Raw genomic sequence first — 15156 nt, forward strand, 5'->3', positions numbered from 1 at the left:
GTACGGGACACGGAGGCGGATGCGGATGCGGATGCCGGGGCGGAGGCCGAGGCCGAGGCGGAGGCGGGCACGGATGCCGGTGCCGGGGCGGAGGCGGCGGCGAGGCCGAGGCCGGCGCTCTCGCGGACGCCGGCGAGCAGCAGCGCCGCCGGGGGCACGAGCAGCAGTCCGGCGAGCAGCCCCTCGGCGGGGACGAGACCGTGCCAGAGTCCGGCGCAGTGCGGGCAGGTGCGGGCGTGGCGGGCTATGCGCTTGCGCCACAGCGCCGAGGGGTGGCCGTCCCAGGTGCCGAGCCCGGAGCGCAGGGTGGGGCAGAGGGGGTCGGCGGACAGGGCGCGCACCACGATCCGCGCGGTCTCCAGGCGCTCCTTCATCCGCTGCACGCGGACGGCGGTGTGCTCCGGGGTCAGTTCCAGGGCGGCGGCGACCTCGTGGCGGCTGAGTTCACCGGCGCATTCCAGCCACCACAGGGAGAGCAGGGCGCTGTCCTCGGGTTCCATCCAGCGGGTGGCCTCGGCGGTCTCGCGGCGCTGGCCGGACAACTGCAGCCGGGCCACGGTGAGCTCGACGAAGTCGGCGCCCGGGTGGGCGAGGTCGCGGGCGTCGTCGAGGGCGCCGGTGGGGTGGCCGGTGCCGCCGCGCTGCCAGTGGGCGCGGAGGGTGTTCATGGCGATGGCGACGAGCCAGGAGCGGAAGCTGTCCGGGGCGCGCAGGGTGCCGAGCCCGCCGAGGGCGCGCAGCATGGTCTCCTGCACGACGTCGTCGACGTCGTGGTGTCCGTTCATCGCCCGGCCCACGATGTTGTAGACGAGCGGCAGATGGGCGGCGACGAGCCGGTCCCGCGCCGCCTGGTCGCCGTTCTGCGCGGCCCTCACCAGCTCCGTACCGACCATGGCCACCGTCCCCGTCGCCGCCCTCATGCCCTGCTTCATCCTGTTCGTCCCGCCTGTTGCCGATGCCCTACGACTGGGAGATCGCCGGGCGGTCACCGGATAACAGAAATCGCCGAAGAAATTTCCGAGCCTGCGCCGCGACTGGCCGCCCCCCCCCCGACGACGGGTCAAGAACGGTAAAAATCCCGGGAATTGGTCTACGCCAATCATCGTCGCCATGGACAGGGGAAACGGCGGCGGCGGGCGGCGGGCGGTCTACCCCTCACTTGGTCCAGACCATTGACCCGCCGCGCGGCGCGCCGTTATCTCCTTACCGACCCCACCACCCGACCCCTCACACCCCTGGGACTGACATGAGACGCACGCGCTCCCTGCGCGCGGTCATCACGGCCGTCACCACCGCCGTCGCCGCGGCCGGCCTGACCGCCCTCGGCGGCGGCACCGCCCAGGCGGCGACCCCGCTGCCGGCACGGGTGTTCGCCCCGTACTTCGAAGCCTGGACCGGCGAGAGCCCCGCCGCACTCGCCGCCGCGTCCGGCACCAAGCACCTCACGATGGCGTTCCTGCAGACCGCCACGAAGGGCTCGTGCACGCCGTACTGGAACGGCGACACCGGCATGCCGATCTCCTCGGCCGTCTTCGGCGACGACATCAAGACGATGCAGGGCCGCGGCGGTGACGTGATCCCTTCGTTCGGCGGCTACACCGCGGACACCACGGGCACCGAGATCGCGGACAGCTGCACGGACGTCAACCAGATCGCGGACGCCTACGAGAAGGTGCTCACGACCTACGACGTGAGCCGGCTCGACATGGACATCGAGGTCGACTCGCTGGACAACAGCGCCGGCATCGACCGCCGCAACAAGGCCATCAAGATCCTCCAGGACCGGGCGGCCGCCGCCGGACGCAAACTGGAGATCTCCTACACCCTGCCGACCACGACCACGGGTCTCGCCGCGAGCGGGCTGAACGTCGTGAAGAACGCCGTGAGCAACGGCGCGCGGGTCGACGTCGTGAACCTCATGACGTTCGACTACTACGACAACGCCGCGCACGACATGGCCAAGGACACCCAGACCGCGGCCACCGGGCTCTACAACCAGCTCGCCAAGGTGTACCCGGCGAAGACCTCCGCCCAGCTGTGGGGCATGGTCGGCGTCACCGAGATGATCGGCGTCGACGACTTCGGCCCGGCCGAGACCTTCACCCTGGCCAACGCGCGCACGGTCTACGACTGGGCCGTGTCCAAGGGCATCGACACCCTGTCCTTCTGGGCGCTGCAGCGCGACAACGGCGGCTGTGCGGGCGGCGCGGCCGCCGACAACTGCTCCGGCATCGCGCAGAACACCTGGGACTTCAGCCACGTCTTCGCCCCCTTCACGAGCGGCACGACCGCGCCGGCCGACGACTTCTCGCTGACGGCCGGCCCCGCCTCCGGCACGGTGACGGCGGGCGCCACGGCCACCACCACCATCGGTACGGCGGTCACCTCGGGCGCGGCCCAGTCGGTGAGCCTCTCGGCGAGCGGTCTGCCCGCGGGCGTCACCGCCTCCTTCAGCCCGGCCTCGGTCACGGCGGGCGGCTCCTCGACGCTCTCGCTCGCCACCACCACGGCGGCGGTCTCGGGGACGTACCAGATCACGGTCACGGGCTCCGGCCCCTCGGCCGCGCACACCGCCACGTACACGCTCACGGTCACCGGCGGCAGCGGCCACCAGTGCACCGCCGCCCCGTGGTCCAAGACCACGGTCTACACGGGCGGCCAGCAGGTCTCCCACAACGGCCACACCTGGAAGGCCAAGTGGTGGACGCTGGGCGAGGAGCCCGGCACGACCGGCGAGTGGGGCGTATGGCAGGACCTCGGCGCCTGCTGAACCACGTGCTGAGCCGACTGCCGTAAGCGCGAGGAGCACCGGGGCCGGTGCCGGGGGATCCCTCCCGGCACCGGCCCCGTCGCATGCCCCCGTCCCGCTCGTTGACAGCGCCGCGCCGGGCTCCCGATACTGACTGATGGTTCAGTCAGTAGAGGCGCTCATCCCCGCATGGAGGCACCATGTCCGACCTCCCCACCGAGCTGGTTCCGTTCACCCCCGAGCAGCGGGGCATCGTCGAGCTCACCCGGACCTTCGCGCGCGAGGAGATCCGCCCGCGGGCGCGCGCCGTGGACGAGGCCGACGTCGAGACGCCGTGGGACCTGTGGCAGAAGGCGGCCAAGATCGGGATCACCGGCTTCATGCTGCCGGAGGAATACGGGGGCGGCGGCTTCACGGACGTGTTCACGCAGTGCCTGGTGCAGGAGGAGCTGTGCGTGGGCGACCTCGGCATCGGGAACCTGCTCTGCTCCAACGGCTTCTTCGCCGACCCGCTCCTCGAACTCGGCACCGAGGAGCAGAAGCGCGTCTGGCTCACCCCGCTGACCGGGGCCGACACCCCGATGACCGCGCTCGCCACGACCGAGCCCGGGGCCGGCTCGGACGCCGCGTCCATCGTCACCACCGCGACCCGCACCGACGGCGGTTACCTCCTCAACGGCCAGAAGGCGTGGATCTCCAACGCCGGCGAGGCCGAGCAGTACGTCGTCTTCGCCAAGACCGACCCCGCGCAGCGCTCCCGGGGCGTGACCGCGTTCCTGCTGCGCAAGGACACGCCCGGCGTCCGCTTCGGCGAGCCGATGCGGAAGATGGGGCAGCGCGCCATCGTCTGCCGGGAGATCTTCTTCGCCGACGCCTTCGTGCCCGAGGAGAACCGGCTCGGCGCCGAGGGCCAGGGCTTCGCCGGCCTGATGCGGACCTTCGACATCTCGCGCACCGTCCTCGGCGCCGCCGCGACCGGCGTGGCCCGGGCCGCGTACGAGTACGCCCGCGACTACGCCTGCACCCGGCAGCAGTTCGGCAAGCCGATCATCGAGCACCAGGCGGTCGCCTTCCGGCTCGCCGACATGCGCACCCGCATCGAGCAGGCCCGGCTGATGACCTGGCGCGCCGCCAAGCGCCTCGACGCGGGCCTGACCGCCACGACCGAGGCCGCCATGGCCAAACTGACCGCCTCGGAGACCGCCGCGTACTGCACCTGGGCCGCGGTCCAGACGCTCGGCGGCTGGGGCTACTCGCGCGAGTACCCGGTCGAGCAGTGGATGCGGGACGCCAAGCTGGAGGAGATCGAGGAGGGCACCTCGGACATCATGCGGCTCGTCATCTCCCGGGGTCTGTGATGGCCGCTCCCGACGGCACGAGCGCCACCGGCGGTACGAGTCTCACCGGCGGCGAGGCGCTCGTCCGCGCGCTCGCCGCGCACGGCGTGACCGACGCCTTCGGCATCCCCGGCACCCACAACCTGGAGGTCTACCGCCACCTGCAGGCGTACGGCATACGTCATGTGACGCCTCGTCACGAGCAGGGCGCCGGGTACGCGGCCGACGGCTACGCCCGCGCGTCCGGGCGGCCAGGTGTCGCGATCACCACCACCGGGCCCGCGCTCCTCAACATCGCGGCCGCCGTGGGCCAGGCCTACTCCGACAGCGTGCCGCTGCTCGTCGTCTCCCCCGGCATGCCGCTGCGCCACCCGCGCCAGTCCACCGGGCTGCTCCACGAGATGCGCAGCCAGACCGAGGCGCTGCGCGGTGTCGCCGCCTTCAGCCACCGGGTGTCGTCGGTCGACGAGATCGGCACGGCGGTCGCACGCGCCTTCGCCCTCTTCCGTACGGGGCGGCCGCGGCCCGCGCACATCGAGGTGCCGCTGGATCTCCTGGAGGCCGTGGAGCCCGCCGGCCCGGTACGGCTCGCGCCGCCCGCCGGGCCGTCGCTCCCCGAGCCGGCCGCGCTGGAGGCGGCGGCCGCAGCCCTGCGCACCGCCCGGCGCCCCGCGCTGGTCCTCGGCGGCGGGGCGCGGGCGGCGCGCGCGGAGTGCCTGGCGCTCGCCGAGTCCCTGGGCGCGCCCGTGGTCACGACGGCCAACGGCAAGGGCACCGTCGACGAACGGCACCCGCTGTCGCTCGGCGTCTCCCTGCACAGTCCGGCCGTGCAGAAGTGGCTCGCGGACCGGGACGCCGTACTCGCCGTCGGCACGGAGCTTGCCGAGTCCGACGTCTGGAGCCCGCTGCCCGCCCTGGCCGGCCCGCTGTTGCGGGTCGACATCGACCCGGCGCAGATGTACGCGGGCCTGCCGGCGGACGTGGCCCTGGTGGGCGACGCGCGGGCGGTGCTCTGCGCACTGCTCGCCGCACTGCGGCCGGGAGGGGCGTGCGAGGCAGGCGAGGCGAGCGGGGTCGCGGACGGGCCGACGGACGCACCGGCCTGGGCCGCGCCGACCTCAGACGCGGCGACACCGGCCGCGCCGACCCCGTACGCGACGACCTCAGACGCCGCGACGCCGGACGCGGCGGCCCCGGACGCGGCAGCCCCGGACGCGGCAGCCCCGAGCGCCGTCGCCCCGGACGCCGTCGCCCCGGACGCCGCAGCCCCGGACACCGTCGCTCCGGACGCACCGGCCTCAGACGCGGCGGCCCCAGTCGCGCCGGCGCCGGACCCGGCCGGCGAGGTCGCCCGGCTCCGGGGGGTCCGCGACGACGAGACCCGGGGCCGGGACGCGCGCTGGGTGCCGTATCTGGCGGCGATGCGCCGTGTCCTCGCCGAGGACGCGGTCGTCACCTCCGACAGCGCGCAGTGCTGCTACTACGGGGCGCTCCCCCATCTGCCGCTCGGCCCCGGGGGCCGCTACCTCCACCCGACCGGCTTCGGCACGCTCGGCTACGCGCTGCCCGCCGCGATCGGCGCGAAGACCGCGTACCCGGGACGGCAGGTCGTCGCGCTCAGCGGTGAGGGCGGTCTGCAGTTCTCCGTGCAGGAGCTCGCGACCGCCGCGCAGTCGGGCGTGCCGCTGCCGGTCGTGGTCTTCGACAACGGCGGTTACGGCGAGATCCGCGAGGAGATGACGGCGCGCGGCGACCGGCCCACGGCCGTCGACCTGCCGGCCGTGGACCTGCCGGCGCTCGCCCGCGCGTACGGCGGTCAGGGCACCGCGGTCCGCTCGCCGGACGAGCTCGCCGAGGCCCTCACCCACGCGCTCGCCACCCCCGGCCCCACCCTCATCACCGTCCCCGAGGAGTCCCCCCGATGACGACCGTCACCCCCAACTCCCCTCTCATCTCCCTCACGTGGACGGACCACGTCACCGGCCGCCAAGGCTTTCTCGTCGTCGACCGGCTGGTGCGCGGGGTGTCCAGCGGCGGGCTGCGGATGCGCGCGGGCTGCACGCTCGACGAGGTCGCCGGGCTGGCCCGCGGCATGACCATGAAGGAGGCCCTGCACTACGACCCGGCGGGCCGCTACATCCCGCTGGGCGGCGCCAAGGGCGGCATCGACTGCGATCCGCGCGACCCCGTGGCGTACGGCGTGCTGGTCCGCTATCTGCGCGCGATGCGCCCGCACATCGAGCGTTTCTGGACCACCGGTGAGGACCTCGGCCTCACCCAGGACCTGGTCGACCGGGCCGCCGCCGAGGCGGGTCTGGTCTCCTCGATCCAGGCGGTCTATCCGCTGCTCGACGACGAGGCCACGGCCCGGCGCCGGCTCGCCGACGCGTTCGCGGTGGACGTCGACGGCATCGGGCTCGACGAGCTGGCGGGCGGCTGCGGGGTCGCCGAGTCGGTGCTGACCGCGCTCGACCGGGCCGGGGTGCCGCACGCGGGGACGCGGGTGGCGGTGCAGGGCTTCGGGACGATGGGCGGGGCGACCGCCCGCTTCCTGGCCCGGGCCGGGCTCAAGGTCGTGGCGGTCGCCGACGTGAAGGGGACGATCGCGCATCCGGACGGCCTGGACGTGGAGGCGCTGCTGGCCGCGCGGGACGCGTACGGAGCGGTGGACCGTACGGCCCTGCGGGCGGGCGACCGCGAGCTGCCGGGCGGCGCCTGGCTGTCGGCGGACGCCGAGGTGCTCGTCCCGGCGGCCGTCTCGTACGCGATCGACGTCACCAACCAGGCGCGGATCAGGGCCCGTTGGGTCGTCGAGGCGGCCAACATGCCGGTCCTGCCGGAAGCGGAGGAGCTGCTGGCCGCGCGCGGCATCGGCGTGCTGCCGGACGTCGTCGTGAACTCGGCCACCAACGCCTGGTGGTGGTGGACCCTCTTCGGTGACATCGAGGCCGACGCCGAGCAGGCGTTCGCGCACATCCGACGCTCGATGCGCGCGCTCGTCGAGCAGGTCCTGGAGCGGGCCGAACGCGAGGGGACCACGCCACGGGCCGCCGCGCACGCTGTCGTCGCGGACCGGCTGCCGGTGATCGCCGAGCGCTTCGGCTGGTACGCGTGAGAGCGGCGGCGGACGTCCCGGGCACCCCGGATGCCCTGGGCGCCGCGGATTCCCCGGGCGCCGCGACTTCCCCTGGACCACCGGATTCCCCGGGCGCCGCGACTTCCCCGGGTGCCGCGGATTCCACGGGAACACCGACTCTCCTGGATGCACCGGATTCCCTGGGTGCGCCGGATTCCCTGGCCGCGCTGTTCGACCCGCGCTCGGTCGCGGTCGTCGGGGCCTCCGCGAACCCGGCCAAGTGGGGGTACTGGCTGGCGTCCGGCGCGCTCGCCGGCCGGGCCCGGCGCTCGGTCCATCTGGTCAACCACCGGGGCGGCGGGCTGGACGGCGTGCCGTTCCTGCCGGACGTCGGGGCGCTGCCGACGGCGCCCGAGCACATCGTGGTCGCGGTGCCGCCGCGGCAGGTGCGGTCCGTGGTGGTCGGCGGGCTCGCGGCCGGGGCCCGCTGCTTCACCGTGATCACCTCCGGCGGCGGCACGGCGGAGGAGCGGGAGCTCGCGGCGCTCGTCACGGCGCGGGGCGGGCGGCTGCTCGGCCCCAACTGCATGGGGGTCGTCGACACGACGAGCGAACTCCGGCTCAGCTGGGGCGACTTCCCGGCCGGTTCGGTGGGCCTGGTGTCGCAGAGCGGCAATCTGGCCCTGGAGATCGGCCGACTGCTCGGCCGGGCAGGGCAGGGCTTCTCGCGCTTCGTGTCGCTCGGCAACCAGCGCGACATCGACGCGGCCGACGCCCTCGCCTCGCTCGTCGCGCACGACGCGACCCGGGTGCTCGCCGCGTACGTGGAGGACTTCCGCGACGGGCGCCGCCTGGCGCGTACGCTGGTCGCCGCCCGCGCGGCCGGCAAACCCGTCCTGCTCCTCACCCTGGGCCGCAGCGAAGCCTCCGGACGCGCCGCCGCCTCGCACACGGGCGCGCTGGTGAGCGCCCGGGCGGTGGTGGAGGCGGTGTGCCGGGACGCGGGGGCGCTGCTCGTCGAGTCGGCGGGCGAGCTCGTGGACACGGCGCTGCTGTTGACATCCAGGGGCGGATATTCCCCGGCCGCGCGCCGCCTGCGGGTCGCGGTCGTCGGTGACAGCGGCGGGCAGGGCGCCCTCGCGGCCGACGCGCTCGTCGCGCGGGGCCTGGACGTGCCGGTGCTCGACGAGGCGACGCGGGCCGCCGTCGAGGCGCGGCTGCCGGAGCGGGCCGGCTGCGGCAATCCCGTCGACCTCGCCGGTGCCGGCGAGGCGGATCTCCACAACTACGCCCGGATCTCACGCGCGTTGCTCGACGGCGGGGACACCGATGTCACGCTGCTCACCGGCTACTTCGGCGACTACGCCACCGCCAACCCCGACCAGGCCGAGCAGGAGTGCGCGGTCGCCCGGGAGCTGGCGGACGCGGGGCGCACGTCGGGGCGCCTGCTCGTCGTCCACACGATGGCGCGGGACACCCCGGCGCTCCGGGTGCTCCGCGCGGAGGGCGTCGCCGTCTACGAGCGAATCGAGCAGGCGGCGACGGCGCTCGCCCATCTGGCGCGACTCGGAGGGACCACCACCCCACAGGCGCCGCAGAGCCTGTCGACGGCCCCGACACCCACCGCGCCCGCCGCATCATCCGTACCCCCCGCACCCGTCCCACCCGTCACGCCCGTCACGGACGGGGGCTACGCGTCCATGCGCGCGTTGCTCTCCTCGTACGGACTCGCCTTCCCCGCCGCCGAGTTCGTCACCACCGCCGACCAGGCGGTCGAGGCCGCCCGGAACCGGACGGGCTACCCGCTGGTCCTCAAGGCGATGGGCCTCGCCCACAAGACCGAGGCGGGCGGGGTCGCCCTGGGCGTCGCCGACGAGGCCGGGCTGCGAGCCGCGTTCACACGGATGCGGGCCGCCACCGGCGCCACCGGGTACGCGGTGGAGGCGATGGCCGTCCATCCGCACGCGGTCGAGCTGATCGCCGGCGTACGCCACGACCCGGCGTTCGGCCCCGTCGCCATGGTCGGCATCGGCGGGGTGACCGCCGAACTGCTCGCCGACACCGCGCTCGCCCTCGCCCCGCTCACCCCGGCCCGCGCCCGCGCACTGCTGCTCTCGCTGCGCCACGCGCCGCTGCTCACCGGCTGGCGCGGGGCGCCCCCCGTCGACCTCGACGCCGCGGCGGACGCCCTGTGCGCGCTGGCGCGGGCCGCGGTCGAGCATCCCGAGCTCTCCGAGCTCGAAGTCAATCCCCTGCTGGTCCACCCGGGCGGCGCGGTCGCCCTCGACGCCCATGGAGTGCTGCCATGACCAGTGCCGACATGACGAGTGGTGCCATGACGAGAGCCGACGTGACGAGTGACGCCATGACGAGTGACGGCACGACCGGTTTCGCCGGACGGACGTACATCGTGACCGGCGGCGGCAGCGGCATCGGCCGCGCCGTCGCGCTCGCCCTGACGGGGGCGGGCGCCCGGGTCGCCGTCGCCGGCCGCACCCCCGAACGCCTCGACGAGACCGTCGCGCTCGCCGGGAAGGCCGGCGGCGAGGCCGTCGCGGTCCCGACGGACGTGCGGGACCCGGCGGCGGTGGACGCGCTGGTGGCGGCGGCGGTCGAACGGTTCGGCAGGGTGGACGGCCTGGTCAACAACGCGGCCGGCAACTTCGTCGTGCCCGGCATCGACCTCTCGCCGAACGGTTGGCGCGCGGTCGTCGACATCGTCCTCAACGGCTCGTACTACTGCACCCGCGCCGTCGCCCGCCGGCTGCGCGAGCAGGGCACGGGCGGCTCGATCCTCTCCGTCATCGCCAGCTACGCCTGGCACGGCCACCCCGGCACCGTCCAGTCGGCCGCCGCGAAGGCCGGTGTCCTCGCCATGACCCGCACCCTCGCGGTCGAGCTCGCCCCGCTCGGCATCCGTCTCAACTGCGTCGCCCCCGGCCCCACCGAGACGGCGGGTGCCGGAGCCGCCCTCTGGGCCACCCCCGAGGCCCGCGCGGAGGTCCTCGCCACGGTCCCGGCGGGCCGCTTCGCCGACCCGGCGGAGATCGCGGACGCGTCCCTGTTCCTCCTCGGCGACCGGGCCTCGTACCTGACGGGCGAGTGCCTGACGGTGGACGGCGGACAGTGGCTGGGCAAGCAGGTGTACGGACGCGGGGCGGCCGGCTGACACCGCCCGACGAAAAAGGGGCGGTCCCGGACCGGGCCGCCCCTTTAAGCTCTGCCCGGGTCGCAGGAGGAGGTCCGGTGGAGAACATCACGGTGCAATGGGTCAAGACGTCCTGGACGAAGGAGTCCCGCGGCGGCCCGGCCGCCGCGCGCCGGAACGCGGCCCCGGTCGGCTTCGCGCTGCCGTCCCTGCCCGCCGGCGTCGCCCACTTCGTCCACATGGCCGAGGACGACGGCTTCGCGCCGCGCGAGGGACGGCGGGACCTCGACCGGGTCGGCGTCAGCCTGCGCGCCGACGGCGCGCGCCTGCGCGTCCACGCCCGCGTGGACCCGCTCTTCGGCCTCCCGCCCCGGCCCCGCCGGAAGCCCGCCGTCCATCTGGAGCCCGGCCAGTGGGTCCGGTGGCAGCTGAACTACCGGTTCAGCAAGGCCTCGGGCATGGGCGGCTGGTCGTACTGGCTGGACACCTTCAACATCGCATACGGCCCCGTCGCCCCGGACGTCTTCCTCTCTGAGCCGACCCTGCTCGTCGACGAGTGCGGCCCCGTGCGCTAGGGGGTGTCTTGCCGGCACCGCCCGCCGCACGACCGCGCGCGGGCCGGCCGGGGGCTCCGGGGGTGACCCCCGGTACTCCCCGGCCGGACCGCGCACGGCAACGCCCGGCGTCAGGCCTTCGTACGCCGGGTCTTCGCGCCCAGCGCGTAGAACGCGAGGCCGATCACCGCGATGATCAGGAGCGGCACGACCTGGCTCAGGGTGTAGGCGGCTCGCTCGCCCGCGAAGGCCGCCGGGAGGGAGTCGGCCGGTGAGCCGTCGGTGCCGAACCAGCCGACGCCGAAGCCGGGCCAGACGAGGACGACGACGGTGAAGGCGACGAGGCCGGTGGCGAGCGCGGTGACCGCCCAGAGGCCGGGGCGGCCGCCCGGGACGGCGTACGGGCGCGGGGTGTCGGGGTACTTGCGGCGCAGCGCGATCAGGCTGGGGAAGGTGATGACGTAGGAGATGAAGGTGGTGCTGATGGTCAGTCCGAGGCCCGCCGCGAAGTACTTCTCGCCGTCGCCCTCGGTCAGGTTGAGCGCGACCACGAGGAGGATCGAGGCGAGGACGGCCGACAGCAGGTTGACCCGTACCGGGGTGCCGTGCTTCTCGGAGATCTGGCCGAGCCAGGCGGGTCCGGCGCCGTCGGCGCAGGCCACGGCCTGCGCGCGATGGGCGCCCATGGCCCAGGTGACGCCGGAGGTGAGCAGGCCGACGATCAGGCCGGCGGCGGCGATGCCGCCGAAGACGGCGCCCGCGCCGGTGAGGGTCACCGTGCCGTCGGCGGCGATGGAGCCCCCGTAGACGGTGAAGACGGCCTTGCACGCGTCGATGAAGCCGCCGAGGCTGCCGATCCGCTCCGCGGGCAGCACGAACATGATGCCGAGGATCGGCCCGCCGTAGAGCAGCAGGGAGGCGAGGCCGGAGCGGAGGATCGCGAGCGGGATGTCACGGCGCGGGTTGCGCATCTCCTCGGCGGCCGAGCTGGGCAGTTCGAAGCCGACGTAGTTGAAGATGAGGACGGGGACGAGGGCGACGAACCCGGCGTACGTGGGTGTGAACTCGGCGGCGGGCAGCGCGTGCACGCCGTTGCGGACGGCGTAGACGACGACCGACACGAGGAAGAAGCCGAGGAGCACGATCCGGGCGACGGCGCCCGCGATGGGCACCCACTTGCCGACCCGGACGGACTGGACGACGGCGAGCGCGCCGCCCCAGATGAAGACGAGCCCGGCCGCGTACTTCCACAGGCCGGGCAGCGGGGTGAAGAACTCCTCCCACGTGGTGAGGGCGATGATGCAGAGGCTGCCGCCCACCCAGACCGGGTTGGAGACCCAGTAGAGGATCTGGTTGAGCCCGGCGGTGAGCCGGCCGAAGGCGAGCCGGGTCCACACGTACGGGCCGCCCTGGACGGGGAAGGCGGAGCCGAGCTCGGCGACGAGGAGTCCGTACGGGAGGAAGAAGAGCACGGCGAGGATCGCCATCCAGGTGAGGCCCTGCGGGCCCTGCGCGGCGACCGAGCCGATCGTGTCGAGTCCGACGAGCGTGCAGATGAGGAACAGCAGGACGTCGAAGCGGCGCAGCTCCTTTCGGAGCCTGCCGCGCTGTTCGTCCCAGCCCTCGGAGAGGTCGGGGGAACCATCGGAGGCTCCGGCAGCGGGCCTGGGCTCGTCTGCTCTGCCGGCGGATACGGGTGCTTGGGTCACGGGCGGACTCCTACGGCGGTACGGCGGCACGGGGAGGGGGGTCGTACGGACGCTGCACGGGGACGAACCGACACGCGACGGAGCTGACTGAGCCGACGGGGCCGGCGGAGCCGGCGGAACTCATGGAAATGACGGAACTGATGGAACTGACTGAACGGCCAGTCAGTAGCGGATCGGTGGTCAGCACTGTGAGCCCGGCCACACGGCACTGTCAAGAGCTGTGTAGGGTGAAGCCGTGGCCAGAGTGCGGTTGAGCGTGGAGGAGCGGCGCGAGGAGATCCTGCGTGTCGCGGTCGAGCAGATCGAGGCGCGGGGCATCGGCAACGTGCGCATCGCGGACGTCGCCTCGGTCCTCGGCGTGAGCAGCTCCCTGGTGCTCTACCACTTCTCCACGAAGGAACTCCTCGTCTCCGCCGCCTTCGCGCACGCCGCCGAGGCCGACCTCGCCCACCTGCGGAAGATCCTGGGCCGACCGCGCCTCGGCGCCGCGCGCCGGCTGCGGTCCGCGGTGCGCTGGTACGCGCCGACGGGGCAGGCCAAGGGCTGGCGCCTGTGGATCGAGGGCTGGGCGGCCGCCCTGCGCGAACCCGAGCTGCGCAAGGTCACGCACGGCCTCGACCAGCAGTGGAAGGCCGCGCTGGCCGAAGTCATCGCGGAGGGCGTGGCGGCCGGCGAGTTCGTCTGCGACAGCCCCGAGGACGCGGCCTGGCGGATCACCGCGCTGCTCGACGGTCTGGCCGTGCAGACCACCTCGTACAAGGGTCCGCTCGGCCGCGCCCGGATGCTGGAGTGGGTCGACGACGCGCTCGTACGCGAACTGGGCATCGACCGCGAGACGTTGACGTCCGCCCGCTGAACCGCTGCCGCAACCATTGACGCGTCCGTCAGTGTTGCCGCATCCTCTCGGCCCATGGAGAGACAGAGCACCTCGCATCTGATCGAATCCGCATCCGAAGCCGCATCCGAAGCCGTATCCGTATCCGTATCCGCCGGCGAATCCGAGGCCACCGTCGAGGCCGAGGCCGTCACCGATGTCGTCGTCGACGTCGCCGTCATCGGCGGCGGATACGCCGGGCTCGCCGCCGCCCTCCGACTGCACGACCACGCCGTCGACTTCACCCTCGTCGAGGCCGCCGACCGGGTCGGCGGGCGGGTCCTCACCCAGACCCGCCCGGACGGCACGGTCATCGACCACGGCGGCCAGTGGGTCGGGCCCACGCAGACCCGGTTCACCGCACTCGCCGCCCGCTTCGGCTGCCCCACCTTCCGCACCTGGGAGAAGGGCAGCCACATCGAGGTCCGGCACGACGGCACCCGGGTCCCGTACACCGGCGCCGCGCCCGACGACGGCCCCGGCATCGCCGCGTACGAGCGCGTCACCGCGCTCCTCGACACGCTCGCCCGCACCGTGGACACCGCCCGCCCGTGGCGCACCGCCCGCTTCGCGGAGTGGGACGCGCAGTCCGCCGGGGCGTACTTCCGCACCCGTACGGACGATCCCGACGCGCTGCGCCGCCTCGCCCTCGCCGTGCAGGGGCTGTGGTGCGCCGAACCCGACGAGATCTCCCTCTTCCACGTGCTGTTCTACATCGCCGCCGCCGGCGGCTTCGAGCAGCTCATGGAGACCCGCGACTGCGCCCAGGACAGCCGCTTCACCGGCGGCGCGGCCGCCCCCGCCCGGGCCGTCGCCGCCCTGCTCGGGGAGCGGATCCGCCTCGGCGATCCCGTGCGCTCGATCGCGTACGGCCCCGAGGGCGTCCTCGTCCGCACCGCCACCACCGAACTCCGCGCCCGCCGCGCCGTCGTGGCCCTGCCCCCGCACGCCGTCCGCGCCCTCGACCTCACTCCCCCGCTGCCGCCCGCCCGCGCCGGCTGGCTCGCCCACAACCGGATGGGCCGCGTCGCCAAGGTCCACGCCGTCTACGACACACCGTTCTGGCGGGCCGAGGGCCTGTCGGGCGTGGCCACGCTGTACGGCGACGGTCCCGTCGGCGTCGTCTTCGACAACTCCCCCGACGACGCGTCCCGTGGCGTCCTGGTCGGCTTCGTGTACGGCGACCGCCTCGACCGCTTCGCGAGCCTCGACGCCTCCGCCCGGCGCGAGTCCGTCCTGGCCGGCTTCGTCTCCGTCGCCGGCCCGCGGGCCGCGCACCCGCGCGACTACACCGAGAAGATCTGGACCCAGGACCCCTTCGCCCGCGGCGGCTACGAGGCGTACGCCACCCCCGGCGCCTGGCAGGCACACGCCCGGCACGGCTGGCGCGAGCCGACGGGCCCCCTCCACTGGGCGGGCACGGAGACCGCGTCCGTCTGGAACGGCTACATCGACGGCGCCGTGTCGTCCGGCTACCGGGCCGCGGACGAGGTGCTTGCGGCCCTGAGGCCGCAAGGGGGCGGGATCGGGTGACGGGGCGTCGGGGTGCGGGCGAAGGCGCGCCGGGGCCGGGTGGTGGCGGGGACGCGCCGCCGCCGCGTGGCGGCGAAGTCACGTCGTGGCCGGGTGACGGCGGAGCCATGCCGCTGCCGCATGGTGGCGAAGCCACGCCGATACCGCGTGACAGCGGGGTCGCGCCGCCGCCACAT

At 74.2% G+C, this 15156-nt stretch carries 11 protein-coding genes; 9 read left to right on the plus strand and 2 right to left on the minus strand.

Annotated features, from left to right (window positions below):
- Window positions 1–920 (minus strand): RNA polymerase sigma factor (locus ACWEJX_RS20125; RefSeq protein WP_451608786.1); only part of this gene is annotated, 920 nt, incomplete at its 3' end.
- 326 nt (window positions 921–1246) lie between these two features.
- Here ACWEJX_RS20125 and ACWEJX_RS20130 point away from each other — a divergent pair.
- From ACWEJX_RS20130 to ACWEJX_RS20160, 7 genes are all read left to right on the plus strand, one after another.
- Complete coding sequence (locus ACWEJX_RS20130; RefSeq protein WP_451608787.1) at window positions 1247–2770, plus strand: glycosyl hydrolase family 18 protein; 1524 nt, start codon at window positions 1247–1249, stop codon at window positions 2768–2770.
- A 179-nt stretch (window positions 2771–2949) separates the two neighbouring features.
- Window positions 2950–4107 carry an acyl-CoA dehydrogenase family protein gene (locus tag ACWEJX_RS20135; protein WP_451608788.1) on the plus strand — a complete coding sequence of 386 codons (1158 nt, stop codon included), beginning with the start codon at window positions 2950–2952 and terminating at the stop codon, window positions 4105–4107.
- Entirely contained in the window at window positions 4107–6011 is a 1905-nt protein-coding gene (locus ACWEJX_RS20140) for a thiamine pyrophosphate-dependent enzyme (protein ID WP_451608789.1), read from the plus strand. The genes ACWEJX_RS20135 and ACWEJX_RS20140 overlap by 1 nt, the downstream gene beginning before the upstream one ends.
- Window positions 6008–7201, plus strand: coding sequence for a Glu/Leu/Phe/Val dehydrogenase dimerization domain-containing protein (locus tag ACWEJX_RS20145; RefSeq protein ID WP_451608790.1), 1194 nt, complete (start codon window positions 6008–6010; stop codon window positions 7199–7201). Before ACWEJX_RS20140 ends, ACWEJX_RS20145 begins: the two co-directional genes overlap by 4 nt.
- Window positions 7198–9471: an acetate--CoA ligase family protein gene (locus tag ACWEJX_RS20150; RefSeq protein ID WP_451608791.1), complete on the plus strand. Its 2274-nt coding sequence runs from the start codon at window positions 7198–7200 to the stop codon at window positions 9469–9471. Before ACWEJX_RS20145 ends, ACWEJX_RS20150 begins: the two co-directional genes overlap by 4 nt.
- A complete protein-coding gene (locus ACWEJX_RS20155; RefSeq protein ID WP_451608792.1) occupies window positions 9468–10331 on the plus strand; it encodes an SDR family oxidoreductase in 864 nt (287 codons plus the stop codon). Before ACWEJX_RS20150 ends, ACWEJX_RS20155 begins: the two co-directional genes overlap by 4 nt.
- Before the next feature lie 77 nt (window positions 10332–10408).
- Window positions 10409–10885, plus strand: coding sequence for a hypothetical protein (locus tag ACWEJX_RS20160; protein WP_451608793.1), 477 nt, complete (start codon window positions 10409–10411; stop codon window positions 10883–10885).
- A gap of 110 nt (window positions 10886–10995) precedes the next feature.
- On the opposite strand, the gene ACWEJX_RS20165 is transcribed toward ACWEJX_RS20160, so the two are convergent.
- The gene (locus ACWEJX_RS20165) at window positions 10996–12573 is read right to left on the minus strand and encodes an APC family permease (protein WP_451608794.1); all 1578 of its coding nucleotides are present in this window, start codon (window positions 12571–12573) and stop codon (window positions 10996–10998) included.
- 235 nt (window positions 12574–12808) lie between these two features.
- Between ACWEJX_RS20165 and ACWEJX_RS20170 the strand changes: the two genes are divergently transcribed.
- Window positions 12809–13429 (plus strand): TetR/AcrR family transcriptional regulator, encoded by a 621-nt coding sequence (locus tag ACWEJX_RS20170; RefSeq protein ID WP_451608795.1) that lies wholly within the window; start codon window positions 12809–12811, stop codon window positions 13427–13429.
- Window positions 13430–13483: 54 nt separating this feature from the next.
- The gene (locus tag ACWEJX_RS20175; RefSeq protein ID WP_451608796.1) at window positions 13484–14980 is read left to right on the plus strand and encodes a flavin monoamine oxidase family protein; all 1497 of its coding nucleotides are present in this window, start codon (window positions 13484–13486) and stop codon (window positions 14978–14980) included.
- Window positions 14981–15156 lie beyond the last annotated feature (176 nt).

The organism is Streptomyces sp. NPDC004788 (assembly GCF_053601115.1).

Excerpts from the sequence above, each read along its gene's own strand:
- ACWEJX_RS20130 (WP_451608787.1), top strand. The coding sequence starts at position 1,247 with ATGAGACGCACGCGCTCCCTGCGCGCGGTCATCACGGCCGTCACCACC.
- ACWEJX_RS20135 (WP_451608788.1), top strand. The coding sequence starts at position 2,950 with ATGTCCGACCTCCCCACCGAGCTGGTTCCGTTCACCCCCGAGCAGCGG.
- ACWEJX_RS20140 (WP_451608789.1), top strand. The coding sequence starts at position 4,107 with ATGGCCGCTCCCGACGGCACGAGCGCCACCGGCGGTACGAGTCTCACC.
- ACWEJX_RS20145 (WP_451608790.1), top strand. The coding sequence starts at position 6,008 with ATGACGACCGTCACCCCCAACTCCCCTCTCATCTCCCTCACGTGGACG.
- ACWEJX_RS20155 (WP_451608792.1), top strand. The coding sequence starts at position 9,468 with ATGACCAGTGCCGACATGACGAGTGGTGCCATGACGAGAGCCGACGTG.
- ACWEJX_RS20175 (WP_451608796.1), top strand. The coding sequence starts at position 13,484 with ATGGAGAGACAGAGCACCTCGCATCTGATCGAATCCGCATCCGAAGCC.